The organism is Psychrobacter sp. DAB_AL43B, assembly GCF_900168255.1.
GTDB lineage: Bacteria > Pseudomonadota > Gammaproteobacteria > Pseudomonadales > Moraxellaceae > Psychrobacter.
Map to the genome: position 1 here is coordinate 409,116 of NZ_LT799838.1, position 18,306 is coordinate 427,421.

Here is an 18,306-nt window from a genome sequence, read left to right on the forward strand (position 1 = left end):
AAATTTAAAGATAAAATTGGCCACAATATAAAGCCATATTAACAACCGTTCAATCATTTAAACGGTTAGTAAAAATAAGAAGCTCGTACAAAGTCAAATTTAGCAGCGCTTAAAAACCAGGCGACAATAGCGCATTTAGGAAATGCGGCAGTACTTGTGGCTCTAAAATAATCGTCGCTATCACCCCAAATGCACCGCCCCACAAGTGTGCCAAGTGATTGATATTTGAGCCACCACGCCTATCCGAATAGATGCTATAAGCGACATAAGCGACCGCGAATAATATAGCTGGTATAGGAACGATTGCAAATAGATAGATTTTTTCCCAAGGCGCGAGCAAAATAAAAGCAAAAAGTACGGCTGATACGCCACCTGACGCACCAAGGCTTAGATAACTGGCGTTTTTTTTATGCTTAATATAGCTTGGAATGATCGCGACAATAATGGCTAGTACATAAAAAACTACGAAGCCATAACCGAACAAAAACGGCTGATATAAACCTTCAATAGCTCGACCAAAAAAATACAAGGTAAACATATTAAATAGGAGGTGCATACTATCAGCGTGAATAAATCCATGAGTGACAAAGCGATCCCATTGACCATTATTTACCGCTGGTGGATAAAAAATAAGTCGATTAAAGAGGGTTTTGTTTTGCCACGCTAATAAACTGATAATAACCGTGATTATAATAATAAGCGTTGTATGGTTAAACAATGGATAATCCTTAGGCCGAGCCTGATAAACAGCAGTGATATATGTGGCAATGCTTAAAGCCTAAGTCTTATGGCTGAATAAAACTTAAATCTGACCAATCATAAACAGTTATATGCTCATATTAACGATAGTAGCAGTGATGATGCAAAAACCAATAGGCGACAAAATTATGCTTTAATGATTGTTTATATCGAATAATATAACACCGTATTAGGCAGAATGAGTAATGCTTCGTATACTGACCGTAACGATTGACGTTATCGAAAAATAATGCACTGATATTATTCAATTATTGCTTATCGAGTGCGCAATTCTTGCGATATCTCTACTATAAAAGGCAATTAATATACCAACATTGCCAACGAATTACTCAGTTTTGTAAACGACTTCTTTGGTAAGCGATTTATAAAACGCGGCCTATAGAGATACATAAACAATTTTTAACTATTTAACATTAACGCTGATAGAGACAGTAACTTATGAGTATCATCGATCAACTAGAACAAACGGTTACCCCAGCTGTGTTAGGTGACAAGAGTAGCGTGTCCCATGTCAGCTTATTAGAGCAGTTTTATGCAATTTTGGTGGCGCGCTTAGCATTGCCACAAGTCTACTCACAATTACTGCGTGATGATCAGATAATTACTGCTGACAATGCCGCACAAACGCCTTTATTTGAGCAGCTATGGCAAGCACCAAAGGTAAGGCGAACCATGATTCAAGAGCTTGCAGCAACCCATCATATTGATGAGTTTGCGACCATGCAATTGCTCATGAATGCCGCTCCACTTGCCTATCATGAGCTCAAGGTACTCGCAAACGGTCAGTTTTTGCCCGCATTTTTACAAGGCGAGCAACCCTCGTTGCGCCATTATTTGCCGACATGGTCAGCACCCATTATTACCGCTGCGCAGAATCCTGATGATGAATTGTTTCACAACCAAAGCGTGATAACGGATGCCAATGTAGCAGCAACGATACCTGTCACCTTAAGTAAATATGAGGTTACTGATGTTAGTGCCACCAATCCATCGACAAACTTACTGACAGAACCTGCTGTCGATAACTTCGATAACAATCTAAGTACAGATGCTATTCATGCCAGTCCTGCGGATCATCATTTAGCGGAAAACAAAGACTTGAGGCGCGAAAAAGTTCGTACCCGCAATCAGCGTAATGATCTGTTGTTATGGACATTTGTATTACTAGCAGCAATCACAGCCATTGGGCTGGTGTGGGTATTATTAATCAAGCCAAATGATACGCCACCAGTTGAAACCGTGGTGCCAGCGCCTGTTGTAGTAGCACCTGTGACTGCGGCCCCAGCGCAAGTCTTAACGCCGATTGAGCTTATTGTTGGGGTGGATAATAACGGTAGTTTATACACTTGTAGCGCCTCAGTCGGTGACGCAGCGCTACAAAGTACGCTGCAACAAGCACTTAATACCAGTTTCGGTGAGCAGGCAAGTATGTGCCAGCTGACAGTACAGACGGGCGTTGCCAACAGCGTTGCTAATATGCCTATAGAAGCGTTACCGAATATGCTGACATTGTTGAGATTGACTCCATTTGCTCGCTTGCACTTGCAAAATGACCGTATCACCTTAGAGGCGCCAGACAGTATGCAGCTTCAGCGTTTGGTTACGGATATACGCACTTTGATGCCAGCAGTCATGGTTGACAGTACTGCGCCACTACCATTACCTGACAATGTTAATAACGGTAGTAATGTTGATAATGGTACAGGAGTAGAGGATGAGGCGGCAATGAACAGTTCGAATAATCAATTCCAAAATGATGGTGTTCCTGCAAACAACCCTTATAACAATAGCAATAATGTGGAATATCAAGCCGCTGATGACGATACAAATGATAATGTGATGCCTGCTCCTGTAAGAAATAACAATGATTTCAATAACGCACCTGTAAGATCAAACGGTCCGATCTCCTTATCTGAAGCAGATGAGATGGCAAACAATGTCATCGTGGTTGAGCCTGCGCAGGTCAGAAGATAAAGAACACTGTTTTAACAAAATAATAGAGAGTTAAAATAAGTGCCCTATAAGGATTTTTATAGGGCACTTTTAATATGTTTAGAACAAAATATAGATTTTAAATAAGCCAACCTTGATGTTCTAAAATAATTCAACGTATGCCGTTTCTAACTACGGCATTCATAACTAGGTTATTCATAATCATGCTGCCAGACCTTTATATGTTAGTAGTTTGTACTTTATAGGCGCTATAGTTACGAGTAACAACTGAAATATTACTTAATGTAGCATTTGTACAACAGCGCGTTGATTGTGAATGCATGCTTAATACTTTTATAATACAAAAGTTGGATATAGTCGTCGCTAATTTTCGCCGCGTGGCTTTTTATTGCTTTTAGGTTATTAGCTAATATCGTTTATTACCTAATACCAAAGTTCTGTTTTTTGAGAACTCAAATTGTATAAGACAAGCTACTTAAAATAATTATTAATTGAGGAATGACACCATGGATATTATCAGTCACTTAACACGGACGGTGAGCCCAGCAGTATTGGGTGATGATCACAATACTGCCAAGAAAAATTTGCTTGAACAGTTTTACGCTATTTTTGCGGCCCGACTAGCAGATAATGATACCTATAATCGTTTTGCCAACGACAATATCGCGCATGATGACCAAGGTTTTTATGATCGGGTATGGACGGAAGACACCCATCGTGACCAAATTGCTCGAGAGCTTGCCGGCAAACATAACGTCGATGTCACGGCTGCGCGTGGTCTGCTTGCTATGGCAGCGCCACTTGCCTATCACGAAATAAAAAGCTTGGCTGGTACAACGCCAGTACCACAGTTTTTAAATGATAATCTTGCCAACTATCAGCATCATATTCCTGTATGGGCAAGTGCTGTGTTGCCTGCTGGCATGATTGCCGCTGTACCTGCTGGTGAACGCATTTCTACTACCACAACTACGGCCCCACTGGAACGTGAAGAAGAAAAAGATGGCAGCTTTATGAAAGCGCTACTGCCTATCATTGGACTGATTATTTTAGGTGCCTTGGCTTGGGCGCTATTAAGAGGTTGCCAAGACAATCCTGAGCCGGTTGGTACGCCCGTTATTACCGAACAACAGGCAGCTAATAGCGATGGATCTGTCGCTGCTAGTATTGAGCCTGCGTCGTTGCGTATCGCTACGGGCGAAAATAGTGAGCTATATGCTTGTCGTATGAATGTTGGTAATGACACGCTACAAAGCAATGTGATGACTGCCCTCAATGGCGTCTTTGGTGATGATGCCAATAATTGCCGTGCGGATGTCGATAACAGCTTCTCAATAGATATGCCAGCTGCTACTCAGCTTGCTACTATATTGCCTATCTTCAAAAACGTACCAAATGCTAGCATGCTGATCAAAGGCGATACTATTACGGTCAATGCACCGGATGCTACCGCTCTAAGCAAGCTAGTGGCTGACTTACAAGCTGCTGCGCCAGCAATGACGGTAACAGCTGAAGGTCCATTAGATGCTCAAAGTGAGATTGATAACAGCCTGACAGCCTCTCAAGCCGCTATGGACAATCTTGGTGAGAATCCAGATCCTCGTGACGTGGCTCGTGCTCTAAGTCTACAAGTAGTTAATTTTGAAGTAGATAAGGCTGTTATTCCGGATGCTAATAAAGCGCTATTAGACCGTGCGATTAAGCTGATGGAACAAGTGCCCAATATGAAGCTCATGATCATTGGTCATACCGATAAAACAGCGGATGCTGCCTACAATATGAAATTATCGCAAGAGCGTGCCCAGTCGATGAAAGATTATTTGGTAGCACAAGGTGCTGACCCAAGTAAGCTGATGACTAAGGGTATGGGTGAAACCGATCCTGTGGCCGACAACTCAACTGAGCAAGGTCGTTTCCGTAACCGCCGTATTGAGTTTGTGGTATATGACGAGACTGCTACGGCAAACGATGGTATGGCAATTGGCAACAGCGCGCTTGATCCAGACTTGAATCCATTGGACAGCGATAATGATGATTTAATGCCTGATGCTGATGATCGCGGTGTAAGCACAAATATGCCAGATCCCGATTTGAATCCATTAGATCGTGATAACGATGATTTGATGCCAGATAGTGATGACGCCAGCCGTGGTAGTGCATTAGACCCTAAAGCAAGCAATTAATAACCCGAAAGTAAAATATTAATGACGGGTCATCAATCTTTGATTCGTCTTAAGTTTTCATCTTAAAGGTTCGTCTTAAATTAAATTCTAAAACAGAAAAACCGCATCTTAATTGAGATGCGGTTTTTATTTTGCTAAAAATAATTTTTACAAAGATTGTTTATAATTAGTCGGATCTTTTAATTCAGTGTTAGCCAATGCTTGAGATTCTGCTTGAACAGGAAAGAACGTCTGTGAGATATTATCTTTTGCCTGTTGCCAATATTCAAACTGCTGACAAGTAGATTCGAGGTCGCCTTGCCAAACTGGTATTTGTCCACACATGGTTTTAATGCGGTTTTGATTGGGATAAGGTAGGTCTTGAGCAGCTTCGGCAGCTTCATGCGCAGCAACGCGATCGTTGCAAACCAAAGCGATATCGCAACCTGCTTCAATCGCTGCTGTGACGCGCGCGCTGACATCGCCAGCGGCTTGCGCCCCAGCCATAGATAAGTCATCAGAAAATAAGACGCCATCAAACTTAAGCTGATCTCGAATAATATCTTTGAGCCAAATTTTTGAGAATCCCGCTGGTTTATTATCCACTTGTGAAAAAATAACATGTGCTGGCATTAAAGCATCCAGCCACGGCAGCGTTTGCGCAAAAGGCTGCATATCGCTATTTATAATCTCATCTAAACTACGATTATCGATGGCTTCCGCCACATGCGAATCCGGAGCGATAGCACCGTGACCCGGGAAGTGTTTACCCGTGGTTGCCATACCAGCCGCTTTCATCCCGCGCATAAACTGGGTAGCCAAAGCGGTAATAGCTTGGGGTTCATGATGAAAGCTGCGATCACCGATGACTTGGCTGATACCGTCTCTATCCAGCACCGGCGCAAAACTCAAATCAATTCCGACGGCCAATACTTCTGCTGCCATCAGGTAGCCACAATCATAAGCGCAGCTAAGGGCGCGACTGGAATCTTGATTAAATAACTCACCGAGCTTGCCCATCGCTGGCAATGGCGTGAAACCGTTACGTAGGCGGGCGACACGGCCACCTTCTTGATCAACTCCGATGAGTATATCCGCATTGTGATAACGTATGTCGTCACACAACGTTCGAACTTGCGCCGCATCTGCCACGTTTCGAGCAAATAATATGACCCCGCCAACTTGGGCTTGTTTGATTAAGCTGACATCTTCAGCAGTCAGTGCAGTACTATCGATATCAATCATTAAGACGCCATACATTGCGTGATCCTTATTATGCTATACATTGTTATATGATAAGTTAAACGGAAAAACGATGATAAATGACATCCATAATGCATCGCTATTAGAATCTTATTATGACAGCTATTACGAGCCGAGCATAATGTAGCAGATTAATTGATTTGCATGCATTGGCTGATATTCATTAAATAGACACGATCTAATTGATCGGTAGAAAACTTGGTATGTTATCGCGTAGCGTGTAAGATTGTTTATACAGTTTGAGACAGTGCAGTATTTATGCCCATGCTAGTATTGATTGATTTTTTAACGATAAAACTAAAATAACTATCATATATTTGTGGGCTTTTAATGCTAGCGTAACGGATGGTTTAATGGTAAATATAATAGAGTAAAACGCAGCTAAATTTTATGGACAGCTGTTTATAGATAACTTTTGATTTTGATAAAAACCAAGCATACTTTTAACTTAAAATAATTAGGCATATATGATGAAAAAACAACCAGCACAGTGGTTACTTAGTGCAGCGTCAGTGGGTATCGCTGGTCTTATTCTTACCCAAAGCTACGGCACGGCAGTGGCTGATAGTAATACAGAAGGCTTTAAACAGACACCTGAGCAACAGGTGACTACCCGCCAAGTAGCCGCATTGCTGGATCGTAGTCATTATCTCAATCAGCCACTCGATACGGCGACAGGCAGCGAGATTTTGTCTATGTATATCGATAGCCTCGATCCAAACCATACGCTGTTTTTGCAATCTGATGTCGATGAGTTTAAGAAAAAATATGCTGATGAGTTCGGTGCTCGTCTTAAGCGTGGTGATTTGTCCGCTGGGGTAGAAGTCTTTGAGCGCTATCGTAAACGCTCTAATGAATATTTTGCCATGGCAAAAAAGATGTTGAAGACGGATCTGGATTTGACCGGTAAGGAAACAATCGTTCTTGATCGTGAAAAGCTCAATCACTTTAAGACCAAAAAAGAGCAGCGTGACTATTGGACGCGCCAGCTTAAGTTTCAGTTGATGAGTATTACTTTGGGTCAAGAAGACGAAAAAGCAAAAGAAAAAGTGTTTTTAGACAATCCAGATATTACTCGCGGGCAGGACCTAGTGCGTAATGATGAACGCACGCCGAGTGAGATTTTGCTCAATCGCTTATCACGTCAGCAAGAGCAGTTTACCCGTCTAAAAGATGATGAGATTATGGAAACCATCTTAAATACGGCGATGCTGACCTATGATCCGCACAGTAATTATTATGCGCCGATTCAAGCCAATGAATTGCAAATCCAATCCAGTCTACAGTTAGAAGGGATCGGTGTTTCGATTCGCCCTGACCGCAAAAACCCAGATTATACTCGTATTGTAACTTTGGTAGATGGAGGTCCAGCGGCCAAATCTGGTCAGATTAAGCCCAATGATTTGATTATTGGTATCGCAAAAGATGGTGAAACCATGACCGATGTGGTCGGCTGGTCAACGCGTGAGATTGTCAGTTTGATTCGTGGCAAGCGCGGTACTTCGGTGACGATCAAAGTGCGTCAGCCCAATACGCCTGATACCAGCGCTCGCAATGTAACGGTGGTTCGTGACATCATTCAGCAAGAAGAATCAGGGGTTACTCAACGCGTCGTCGAAGTGCAACGTCCTAATATTGATAAAACACCAAAGCGCATCGGGGTCCTTGAGATACCGAGCTTTTATTTAAATTACCGCGCCCGCCGTAATGGTGAGGATTATCGTAGCGTCAGTATTGATACCGAAAAGGCACTCAAAGAGCTTAATAAGGAAAATATCGACGGTCTAGTGGTTGATCTACGTAATAACCCAGGTGGCTCGCTCGATGAAGTTGCCAAAATGCTCGGCTTCTTTATTAAGAGCGGTCCAATGGTGCAAATTCGTGACAATCGCGGCAATATTCAAGTCTATGATGATATAGATGGTGGTGAGCAACTTTATAAGGGCAAGGTGGTGGTCATCACCAACCTAGCGTCTGCCTCTGCTAGTGAGATATTTGCTGCAGCGATTCAAGATTACGGTCGTGGGCTGGTCGTCGGTAGCACAACCACTGGCAAAGGCTCGGCACAAATCCAATTGGATAGCCTAGCTTTGGGTTCTGCGACTTTAACCCAGCGTAAATTTTATCGTATTACTGGTGGCAGTACGCAGAATAAAGGCGTCGTGCCTGATGTTGAATTGGTTAATATCTACGATGACGCGACCTTTGGCGAGCGTGCACAGAAAAAAGCGCTGCCTTGGGATACGATTAAAACGGCGCCGTACAAACCTGAAGGTAAGTTTACTGCTGATACGTTAGCAACGCTTAACCAACAGTCAAAAATTCGCCAACAGAAAAACCCGCAGTTTGTTTATCTATCAACGCTAAATGATATCCGTAATATGGAAGATGAGAAAAAACCTTTCCCTCTCGATATCAATAGCCGCCGTGCCAAAATGCAGCTGATAGAAAAACGCTCATTAGAAGCTGAAAATAAGCGTCTCATCGCAACCGGTGAGCGTCCTTATGCCAATTGGAATACTTATCAAGCGGCAATGGATGCCAAGTTCGAAGAGCGTAGCCAGATGAAGGCTCTAGAGCGTCCAGAGCTACCTGAAGACGAAGCTTTCATTAATGAAGCTGCTTATATTATGCTTAGTGCCAATCCAAAAGTGCTGGTTAGTCCTGAAGAAAAGTTGTAAAAAGCGCAAGCTTCTTAGCGGTCAATAATGCTATTAAAGGGTCATTAAAAATGCGTGTAAGCATATGCTTACACGCATTGACGTTTAGACCTCTTACTAACCTAGGGTCAATCTGCGATTATAACTGTACGGCACGATTGAATGAATAGCTTCATGGATACTAGGGATTGGTATCTTAAAGATCGCATCAGGGATAGGTGGTTTGCTGATTAGGGATGATAAGGCTGGATGCCTGACCGTTATAAGATACTTCGGGATTAAGTATCGAATAACATTAACATGGATGGTTGGTGATAAAAGCCGCATAATGCTTGTCGTTATGCGGCTTTGTTACATCTAACATTTGATAATTCTAAAGAACGATAATTTATATAAAAGCTTGTTAAAAGTTACCCATAAAAAAAGCCAGTAGAACTCTCTACTGACCTTTTACTATTAGACGATGAGTTTTATAATCATTCATCGCCCAAGCATTTCTCACTACATCTACCAGAGATTAGTGCTCAACGCCACCAGCGCCATGTACATGACCATGGTTTAGTTCATCTTCAGTAGCTGCGCGTACTTCTTGGATTTCAACATCAAAAGTCAAACGCTTACCCGCTAATGGGTGGTTCGCATCAACGATTACTTCGTCATCATTGACTTCAGTAACAGTTACCAGCATCACTTGACCGCCAGCTTCTGACTGAAACTGCATACCAGGCTGGATATCATCAACGCCTTGGAAGTTATCACGTGGTACGTGTTGTACCGCTTGTGCTTGGTATTCGCCATAACCATCAGCAGGCTCAACGACAGCATTGACTCTTTCGCCAGCAGATTTGCCTTCTAGTTGTTGCTCAAGACCTGGAATGATATTGCTATGGCCATGCAAATAAGCAAGCGGTTGACCTTCTGGAGACTGGTCAAGGATGTTACCTTCGTCGTCTTTTAGCGTGTAGTTGAACTTGACGGCAGTATCTTTTGCGATAGTAGTCATAAATTATCCTAAATATATTGATATTAAAATTTAAATACGGTTGCAATAAACCTAAAAAAGCCAATCAGCCAGCCAAAAAGCCACGTCATTAGTCAATTATCATCAGTTTATTAGGGTAACTTTAGCAGTTAGCCTCTTTAATTGCGATAACTCCCATAACTTTCAAGGTTAAAATAATAAAAAATGCCAATTAATCGCATAATTAAGTAAATTAACCAAAATTTTTATCATATTTGCTAATTAGCATCTTGCTTGTTTAAGGTTAGCCAGTTGCGTTTTTCGCTAATGACTTCTACCATAGCTATAAACATAAGGATAATAAACGACTATGACTTTATCTTCACATGCTTCTAATCAGCAGATATGCGATATCCATTACCAATTTAACTTTGAGCGTTTCTTTGAACATTTGGTGGATGCCACGCTCACTTTCACCGCAGATACAGACGCTCCTAGCTTATGGTTACCGGCATGGATTCCAGGCAGTTATTTGATACGGGAGTTTGCTCGAAACATTACGGCGGTACATTATCAAACAGCAAACGAAAATAATGAATACTCCGAATACTATCGTGCCCAAAAAACAGATAAACATACGTGGCAGTTACCAGAAGTTAAAGCAGGGCAGACACTAAAAGTCCATTACGAAGTTTACTGTTATGATTTATCGGTGCGCACTGCCTATGTAGACCAGCAGCGTCTCTATGGTAATTTTACCTCTTTAGCGTTAGCCGTTGATGGGCAAGAGCAGTCAGCTGTACAAGTCAGTTTAATCGTGCCCGTAGCATTTTTTGCCGATAAAGATAAAGACAGCGTTTTACTGGCATGCGGGCTTGATGCCACACATTTACAGAGCGATACACAGCATGCGTATAGTCTGCAAGCTAACAGCTATCATGAATTAATTGATTATCCGTTTGAGATCGCTGTACAAGAGAAGTTTGATTTTATCATTCAAGACCATAAGCATAAAACGCTCAGCCATCGCTTTTTTCTCTCCGGTAAGCATAATGCTAATATGGGACGGTTACAGCAAGACGTCACCCAAATCTGTCAGAGCTATCTTAACTGGCTAGGTGATGCGCCATTTAATGACTACACCTTTATGACGTATGCCAGCGGGCAAGATTATGGCGGTCTAGAGCATATCAACTCTACCAGTCTCATTACCCCGCGTCGTGATTTACCAAGTGCTAATGAACCAGAAGTGCCGAGCACCGATTATCAGCGCTTTTTAGGTCTATGTAGCCATGAGTATTTTCATGCATGGTGGGTAAAAACCGTCCGTCCAGATGTGATGCTGGATGTGGATTTACGCCGCGAGGCCTTTACACCATTGCTATGGGTATTTGAAGGTTTTACCTCTTATATTGACGATTTTATGCTGCAAGCGTCAGGTGTGATTGATAAGGCAAGCTATCTCAAACTACTGGCAGAACAGGTTAATCGCTACTATCAAACCCCTGGTCGCGCGCATCAAAGTGTTGCAGAGTCGAGTTTTGATGCGTGGATAAAGCTGTATCGTAACGATGAAAATACCGGCAATGCTGGTATCAGCTACTATAATAAAGGCGCATTGGTGGCATTATGTTTAGATTTAACGCTGCTTGCAAAAAGTGAGGGTCGTTATCGTTTATTTGATGTGGTTAAAGCTTTTTATAATCAAGCCAAGCAAAACGACAATAGACGTATCGGCATCAGTAGTGCCGATATGGGTGTAGTGATAGGGCAGTTTATGCCGTTGGCAGATTGGCAAGAGTTTGAGCGTCATTATGTCAATGGTGTTGAAGAGCTGCCGATTGAAGCGCTGCTAGCGGCAAACGGTATCACGGTGCATAGCAACAGCAAAGAGACGGCTGATAAGTCTATGCCATGGGGCATCCGATGTATTGAAACGCCAGCTGGACTCAAGGTGAATCAGGTACGACGTGGAAGCGCTGCTGCTAAAGCAGGCATATCTGCCCATGATGTCATCATTGCTCTTGATGGTATCAAAGCTGATAATAAGCAGTTGGCAACCCTCAGTCATGCATCGTGCGCCGTTGAGTGCCATCTCTTTCGCCGTGATGAGCTGATGTGTGTCAGCGTAGCAGTGAATGTGGAAAGTGAGATAAATGATAGCCAACAAGATAAAGTAGCTACAGCCAGCCCCCATAAGGTGAATCTAAAGCTGGAAAAGTTAGGGTTTGATAAATGGTTAACGCCTGACTTTATGAAGTCTTAAAGGGATAAAGTTTTTTAAATCAATGTAGAGTAGGTAGGGTTAGTAAGGAATGAGCGTGACTTGATCTGATCAATAAATGGTCGGGTTAGGCTGTTATTGATAGGCTGTTGCTAACCCGAGCCAATAATGACTTTCACTTATCAGAAATATTAGCCAAAACGTTGCTGTAAATAAGCGATAATATCATTTGATTCATACATCCACTGCACCTCGCCATTTTCTTCAATACGCAAACAAGGTACTTTAACGCGTCCGCCATTCTCAGCGAGCTCACTGCGAAATTCTGGATTTTTTTGATATCTCGAAATTCGATAGGCAAATTTAATTGATGCATTTGACGGCGCACTTTTATACAAAAAGGACAGGCATAAAATTGATATAGTGATAATTTTTTACAGGCAGCAGTCACTTCCGCTTGCTGTTCCTGACTGCGTACCATTGGCTTGCCTTGAGTCAATACACTCATAGCAGCAATGATTCGTCCTAAACCTTCTCGTATCAAATTAACTAACATATAGACCTCTATGGATTATATCGTATGGGAGATGATACCACTTCCTTGTTTAAATACTCAGTTAAGCGGTAATATCTGTAAATTAAAAATCTATAATGTGTCAGGCTGTTTTTAAGAGTTATCTTCCTAGCATCTAGCATCTAGCATCTAGCATCTACTGAGCACTATCAGTTAGATTATTACTCTCTTTGGCATCAAATGATGTTCTGCTAATCCAGTCTTGCATTACTTCGATTTCAGGCTGCTGGGCATCGATGATGTCTTGCGCCAATTGACGCATTTCTTCATCAGTACCGTATTTGAGCTGTACTTTTGCCATATCCACTGCGCCAATGTGATGCGCAAGCATGCCGCGCGCAAACGCCATGTCGGGGTCAGGGTCAGCGATACCCAACACCATATCGCCACTCAAGACATCCATGCTTCTCGCATATGCCTGTTGCATGGCTTCGGTATTGGGCTTAGGCTTGGGAGCATCAGGGTGGCTGGCAAGCCATTTGTTCATAATATCAATCTCAAGCTGTTGTAAGTTAATAATGTCTTCTGCAAGCTTAAGCATCTCGTCATTATTACCATATTTCAGCTCAATCTTTGCCATATCTATGGCACCGCGATGATGACCCAGCATACTTTTTGCAAACGCCGTATCAGGATCGTTATAACCCATACCAACCATCATCTCATTATGCATACTGGTCATCGACTTCGTATAATCTTTGAGCATGTCCGTCATTTGTGACTCGTCTACTATAGCGTCGCCTTCAGTCGTATCAAGACCAGCATGAGCGTCCATATCATCAGGAATTTCAGACTGCTCAGTCGTAGTCGGTGTCACTTCTTGTGCTGGCATCACCTCGGTATCTTCTGCTGCTGGCTGGCAAGCACTTAGAAACAGAGCAGCAGAAATCCCAATAGCGAACAAGGCAAAGCGATGAGAAGCGGTCATGATATATCCTTACTAGAAACAAGACAAACAACAAGAAACAAGACAAACAATCAGCAAATAGAGCATGTGGCTCATGTATAACGTAGGTTAAAATCTTAACAGATAAACCTTACTCGTTCAAAACGCTATGTTTAACATGTCGTAATATATCTACTGAGTACAACAGTTAAGCGCTTTAGAGCTAATAAAGGAAAAATGATAGGTTAATCTAAAATGCCTAATTGCTGACAATGTCCGCTATTTAGGTGAATACGCACAAACTCGCCAACGCCCAGTTCCCCAAGCTCAAACCCTGCAACTGACCAGCGAATCAGGCGCAGACAAGGTAGCCCTACATGCGCCGTCATCCGCCTAACTTGGCGATTTTTACCTTCATATATAGTGAGCATCAACCATGACGTCGGTATGTTTTTACGCTCACGAATGGGCGGATCGCGTTGCCATAATGTCATAGGTAATTCTGCTTCAGCGACCAACACAGCGGATGCTGGCAAGGTTTTCCCATCTTTTAATACAACCCCAGATGCCAGCTCGTTTAGCTGCGCAGCAGTTGCCACACCTTCCACTTGTACCAAATAAGTCTTGCCTTGTTTTAGTTTGTTTTGCGCAAAATTCTTAGCAGATGGTGGTTGAGTAATGGCCTTATTAATTCGTCCATCGCTGGTCAAAATCAGTAGCCCTTCTGAGGTTGCATCAAGCCGACCAGCGATTCTAAGAGATTTGTCCGTAAAATATTCTGATAGGGTGGTGTGGTCATTATTGCTGTCATCACGGAATTGGCTTTGTACTCCGTAAGGTTTGTTAAATAAAATAAGGCTAGAGCTGGACATAAAATAGCGTTTCCCAAAAATAAAATGACTGATAGCAGGTCATACATTATAAAAATTAATACATGGATAAAGCATAAAGCTAATGGCGTGTCGCATCTTAAGTTTATCTTATTGTACAAACATTTATAATGCTGTCATCACCATGACAAAACAGCTAGCATAACAGAATGCCAAGGAAGCTTAAAACACATAATATATATCAAGGAGCATCACCTCATGTCATATAACAAGGTTATCGTACCAAGAGACGGCGAAAAAATAACGGTAAATGCGGATTTATCCTTCAATGTGCCAAACCATCCGATTATTCCTTTTATCGAAGGTGATGGTATTGGCGTAGATATCACACCTGTCATGATTAAAGTGGTCGATGCGGCGGTAGAAAAAGCGTATAAAGGCAAGAAGTCAATCGTTTGGATGGAAACCTATTGCGGTGAAAAAGCCGCCAAAATCTACGATGGCGAATTTATGCCAGAAGAGACGCTTGAAATCTTACGGGATTATGTCATCAGTATCAAAGGCCCACTGACCACGCCAGTTGGCGGTGGTATGCGCTCCTTAAACGTAGCCCTGCGTCAAGAACTTGATTTATACGTTTGTCAGCGTCCTGTCCGTTGGTTTGAAGGCGTTCCAAGCCCCGTTCATCATCCTGAATTGACCGACATGATTATTTTCCGTGAAAACTCAGAAGATATCTATGCGGGTATCGAGTGGAAAGCGGGTAGTGAAGATGCGATCAAAGTCATTAAGTTTTTAAAAGAAGAGATGGGCGTTACGAAGATTCGTTTTCCAGAAAATTGTGGTATCGGTATCAAGCCGGTGTCAAAAGAAGGGACGCAGCGTCTGGTCCGTAAAGCAATCCAACATGCCATCGACAATGATTTACCCAGTGTGACGCTCGTGCATAAAGGTAATATTATGAAGTACACGGAAGGCGCTTTCAAAGAATGGGGTTATGAGCTTGCTGCCGAGCGCTTTGGTGCCCAATTGCTAGATGGCGGTCCTTGGATGACGATGAAAAATCCAAAGACGGGTCACGAGATTATTATCAAAGATGTGATTGCTGATGCGTTCTTACAGCAAATACTGATGCGTCCTGCCGACTACTCAGTAATTGCTACGCTAAACCTAAACGGTGACTACATCTCTGATGCGCTAGCCGCAGAAGTCGGTGGTATCGGCATCGCCCCAGGTGCCAATAAGGGTGGCGCTATTGCGGTCTATGAAGCGACTCATGGTACAGCGCCAAAGTATGCAGGACAAAATAAAGTGAATCCAGGTTCATTGATACTTTCTGCTGAGATGATGTTAAGAGATATGGGCTGGCTTGAGGCGGCTGACTTGGTAATTAAAGGTATCCAAGGCGCTATTAAAAACAAAACCGTTACTTATGACTTTGAGCGCTTGATGCCGGATGCCATCCTATTAAGTACTTCTGAGTTTGGGAAAGCGATTATCAAGCATATGAATGCTTAATTGTATGATGAGCTTTATTACTTAAATTATAGTTAAACACTTCAAAAACGAGGCAGGGCTGCTGGGATTAATTTTTTATGCGGTTGAAAAGTTCTCATAAATCCAAAACCCTCAAAAATCTAACGCCCTCAAAAATGACAGCCAAAAAAACACCTCAAAAATCTAAAACCTTTGAGGTGTTTTACTTGTTCTAACTTGAGCCCAGCTAGCTGAGCCCAGTTTATAGATAATTTAAAGCTGGTTTAGAGCCAATTACAATGAGGCTAATATATCATTGAATAAAGCACTTGGACGCATCGCTTGCTCAGCCAATGCTTCATCTGCTAAGTAGTAGCCTTTAAGATCGATAGGTTTGCCCTGAGCTTCGTTTAGCTCTTTAACGATACTTGCTTCATTGCTCTCTAACTGTTGCGCAAGTGGCGCAAATTGCGCTTTTAGATCGCTGTCTTGATCTTGCGCAGCCAGCTCTTGTGCCCAGTACATGGTCAGATAGAAGTGACTACCACGGTTATCTAGTTCACCAGTTTTACGTGATGGCGACTTGTCATTTAATAACAGTTTTTCAGTCGCCGTATCAAGCGTATCCGCCAATACTTGAGCCTTGGTATTACCGTCATTCTGTGCCAAATGCTCCAAAGATACCGTCAAGGCTAAAAACTCACCTAATGAATCCCAACGTAAATGGTTTTCTTCAAGCAATTGTTGAACGTGCTTAGGTGCTGAACCACCGGCGCCTGTTTCAAACAAACCGCCGCCTTTCATAAGCGGTACGACTGACAACATTTTAGCACTCGTTCCTAACTCTAGAATTGGGAATAAATCAGTGAGGTAATCACGTAAGATATTACCAGTAGCAGAAATCGTATCAAGACCACGAGCAACGCGTTCTAAGGTATAACGCATCGCACGAACCTGCGACATGATTTCAATATGCAGACCATCGGTGTCGTAATCTTTTAAGTAGGTTTGAACTTTTTTGATCAACTCATTTTCGTGTGGACGATACGGGTCTAACCAAAAGATAACTGGCGTATCTGATTCGCGTGCGCGGCGTACTGCAAGTTTCACCCAATCTTGGATAGGCTCATCTTTTACCTGACACATGCGCCAAATATCGCCCTTTTCAACACGTTGTTCAAGCAATACTTCATCAGTTTCTTCGTCAACAATACGAGCCATGCCCGAATCGCTCGCTTCAAAGGTTTTATCATGCGAACCATATTCTTCTGCTTTTTGTGCCATCAAGCCAACGTTAGGGACAGTACCCATCGTCGTTGGATCAAAATTGCCGTGCCATTTACAGAAGTTAATCATTTCTTGATAGATACGAGCAAAGGTGGACTCAGGCATGACGGCTTTACAGTCATACATTTTTCCATCGGCGCCCCACATTTTACCACCTGAGCGAATCATAGCCGGCATAGAAGCATCGACAATCACGTCACTTGGTGAATGGAAGTTGGTGATACCTTTTGATGAATCAACCATAGCAAGGCGTGGACGATGTACTTGGCAAGCATGTAAATCGCGCTCAATTTCTTCACGCTTACTGGCTGGCAACTCGGCAATTTTTTCATACAAACTTGCCATGCCGTTATTAACGTTAATACCTAACTCGTCAAAGAAAGCGCCATGTTTGCTAAAGGCATCTTTATAATATGTTTTAACCGCATGCCCAAATACGATAGGATGCGATACTTTCATCATGGTGGCTTTTACGTGCAATGAAAATAAAATACCGGCTTCGCGGCAATCTTCCATTTCACGCTCATAAAATTCAAGCAATGCTTGTTTGCTCATAAACATCAGGTCGATGACTTCTTTGTCCAGCAAAGCAATTCCTGATTTGAAGACATTGATAGTGCCATCTTCAGCGACGCGCTCCATACGTACGGTACGCGCTTTATCTAGAGTGATAGATTGCTCACCCGCATAGAAGTCGCCGCTGTGCATGTGCGATACGTGCGTCTGTGACCACTGTTTCCATTCACCCATAGAATGCGGATGTTTGCGCGCGTAGTTTTTGACCGCTTTCGGTGCACGGCGATCTGAGTTACCTTCACGCAATACAGGATTTACCGAGCTGCCTAGGCTTTTACCGTAGCGCTGACGAATTTCTGTCTCTTCATCCGTTTTTGGATCATCTGGGAAATCAGGTATCGCATAGCCTTTGTCTTGTAACTCTTTAATACAGGCTTTTAGCTGGGGGATTGAGGCACTGACGTTAGGCAGTTTAATAATATTGGTATTAGGATCTTGCGTTAGTCGACCGAGCTCAGCGAGGTTATCAGGAACGCGTTGTTCTTCGTTTAAGTACTCAGGGAATTCAGCCAGCACGCGAGCTGCAACAGAGATATCAGTGCTTTCAACCTCAATGCCTGCCGTGTGAGTAAAAGCTTTAACAATAGGCAAAAATGAGAGGGTCGCTAGCGCTGGTGCTTCGTCAGTTTTTGTATAAATAATTTTTGACATTAGTAGGACATTCCTTTTGATTGTAATTAATAATAAGGCACAAA

The 18,306-nt window shown here is 42.6% G+C and carries 12 protein-coding genes and 1 pseudogene; 5 read left to right on the top strand and 8 right to left on the bottom strand.

What is annotated here, in order from left to right; all coding sequences use genetic code 11:
- Window positions 1–109 precede the first annotated feature (109 nt).
- Window positions 110–718, bottom strand: coding sequence for a rhomboid family intramembrane serine protease (locus DABAL43B_RS01795; RefSeq protein WP_079690804.1), 609 nt, complete (start codon window positions 716–718; stop codon window positions 110–112).
- 479 nt (window positions 719–1,197) lie between these two features.
- Here DABAL43B_RS01795 and DABAL43B_RS01800 point away from each other — a divergent pair, with 479 nt between their 5' ends.
- Entirely contained in the window at window positions 1,198–2,733 is a 1,536-nt protein-coding gene (locus tag DABAL43B_RS01800) for a hypothetical protein (protein ID WP_079690805.1), read from the top strand.
- 485 nt (window positions 2,734–3,218) lie between these two features.
- Window positions 3,219–4,895 (top strand): OmpA family protein, encoded by a 1,677-nt coding sequence (locus DABAL43B_RS01805; protein ID WP_079690806.1) that lies wholly within the window; start codon window positions 3,219–3,221, stop codon window positions 4,893–4,895.
- 147 nt (window positions 4,896–5,042) lie between these two features.
- Here DABAL43B_RS01805 and nagZ read toward each other — a convergent pair whose 3' ends face one another.
- A complete protein-coding gene (nagZ, locus tag DABAL43B_RS01810) occupies window positions 5,043–6,134 on the bottom strand; it encodes a beta-N-acetylhexosaminidase (protein WP_079690807.1) in 1,092 nt (363 codons plus the stop codon).
- A 473-nt stretch (window positions 6,135–6,607) separates the two neighbouring features.
- On the opposite strand from nagZ, the gene DABAL43B_RS01815 reads away from it, so the two are divergent.
- Window positions 6,608–8,818: a carboxy terminal-processing peptidase gene (locus DABAL43B_RS01815; RefSeq protein ID WP_079690808.1), complete on the top strand. Its 2,211-nt coding sequence runs from the start codon at window positions 6,608–6,610 to the stop codon at window positions 8,816–8,818.
- A gap of 496 nt (window positions 8,819–9,314) precedes the next feature.
- On the opposite strand, the gene DABAL43B_RS01820 is transcribed toward DABAL43B_RS01815, so the two are convergent.
- A complete protein-coding gene (locus tag DABAL43B_RS01820) occupies window positions 9,315–9,800 on the bottom strand; it encodes an FKBP-type peptidyl-prolyl cis-trans isomerase (RefSeq protein ID WP_079690809.1) in 486 nt (161 codons plus the stop codon).
- A gap of 328 nt (window positions 9,801–10,128) precedes the next feature.
- Between DABAL43B_RS01820 and DABAL43B_RS01825 the strand changes: the two genes are divergently transcribed.
- Window positions 10,129–12,024 (top strand): M61 family metallopeptidase, encoded by a 1,896-nt coding sequence (locus DABAL43B_RS01825; RefSeq protein WP_079690810.1) that lies wholly within the window; start codon window positions 10,129–10,131, stop codon window positions 12,022–12,024.
- A 149-nt stretch (window positions 12,025–12,173) separates the two neighbouring features.
- Here the strand turns inward: DABAL43B_RS01825 and DABAL43B_RS14450 are convergent, their stop codons facing one another.
- From DABAL43B_RS14450 to DABAL43B_RS01840, 4 genes and pseudogenes are all read right to left on the bottom strand, one after another.
- Window positions 12,174–12,380 carry a glutathione S-transferase N-terminal domain-containing protein gene (locus DABAL43B_RS14450; RefSeq protein WP_264753828.1) on the bottom strand — a complete coding sequence of 69 codons (207 nt, stop codon included), beginning with the start codon at window positions 12,378–12,380 and terminating at the stop codon, window positions 12,174–12,176.
- Window positions 12,353–12,538 (bottom strand): annotated as a pseudogene (locus DABAL43B_RS14535) (hypothetical protein); the annotation flags it as partial. The pseudogene DABAL43B_RS14535 and the gene DABAL43B_RS14450, both read right to left, overlap by 28 nt.
- A 154-nt stretch (window positions 12,539–12,692) precedes the next feature.
- On the bottom strand, window positions 12,693–13,484 hold the full coding sequence (locus DABAL43B_RS01835) for a DUF305 domain-containing protein (RefSeq protein ID WP_079690811.1): 792 nt from the start codon (window positions 13,482–13,484) through the stop codon (window positions 12,693–12,695).
- A 203-nt stretch (window positions 13,485–13,687) separates the two neighbouring features.
- Window positions 13,688–14,314, bottom strand: a complete 627-nt coding sequence (locus tag DABAL43B_RS01840) for an rRNA large subunit pseudouridine synthase E (RefSeq protein WP_079690812.1) — start codon at window positions 14,312–14,314, stop codon at window positions 13,688–13,690.
- Window positions 14,315–14,530: 216 nt separating this feature from the next.
- On the opposite strand from DABAL43B_RS01840, the gene icd reads away from it, so the two are divergent.
- Window positions 14,531–15,790, top strand: a complete 1,260-nt coding sequence (gene icd / locus DABAL43B_RS01845; RefSeq protein WP_079690813.1) for an NADP-dependent isocitrate dehydrogenase — start codon at window positions 14,531–14,533, stop codon at window positions 15,788–15,790.
- Window positions 15,791–16,042: 252 nt separating this feature from the next.
- On the opposite strand, the gene DABAL43B_RS01850 is transcribed toward icd, so the two are convergent.
- On the bottom strand, window positions 16,043–18,262 hold the full coding sequence (locus tag DABAL43B_RS01850; protein ID WP_079690814.1) for an NADP-dependent isocitrate dehydrogenase: 2,220 nt from the start codon (window positions 18,260–18,262) through the stop codon (window positions 16,043–16,045).
- Between the last annotated feature and the right edge of the window lie 44 nt (window positions 18,263–18,306).

Bases quoted from the DNA above. Each gene is read 5' to 3' on its own strand.
- DABAL43B_RS01815 (WP_079690808.1), top strand. From the start codon at position 6,608: ATGAAAAAACAACCAGCACAGTGGTTACTTAGTGCAGCGTCAGTGGGT.
- DABAL43B_RS01840 (WP_079690812.1), bottom strand. From the start codon at position 14,314: ATGTCCAGCTCTAGCCTTATTTTATTTAACAAACCTTACGGAGTACAA.
- DABAL43B_RS01825 (WP_079690810.1), top strand. From the start codon at position 10,129: ATGACTTTATCTTCACATGCTTCTAATCAGCAGATATGCGATATCCAT.
- nagZ (WP_079690807.1), bottom strand. From the start codon at position 6,134: ATGTATGGCGTCTTAATGATTGATATCGATAGTACTGCACTGACTGCT.
- DABAL43B_RS01835 (WP_079690811.1), bottom strand. From the start codon at position 13,484: ATGACCGCTTCTCATCGCTTTGCCTTGTTCGCTATTGGGATTTCTGCT.
- icd (WP_079690813.1), top strand. From the start codon at position 14,531: ATGTCATATAACAAGGTTATCGTACCAAGAGACGGCGAAAAAATAACG.
- DABAL43B_RS01800 (WP_079690805.1), top strand. From the start codon at position 1,198: ATGAGTATCATCGATCAACTAGAACAAACGGTTACCCCAGCTGTGTTA.
- DABAL43B_RS01820 (WP_079690809.1), bottom strand. From the start codon at position 9,800: ATGACTACTATCGCAAAAGATACTGCCGTCAAGTTCAACTACACGCTA.
- DABAL43B_RS01805 (WP_079690806.1), top strand. From the start codon at position 3,219: ATGGATATTATCAGTCACTTAACACGGACGGTGAGCCCAGCAGTATTG.
- DABAL43B_RS01850 (WP_079690814.1), bottom strand. From the start codon at position 18,262: ATGTCAAAAATTATTTATACAAAAACTGACGAAGCACCAGCGCTAGCG.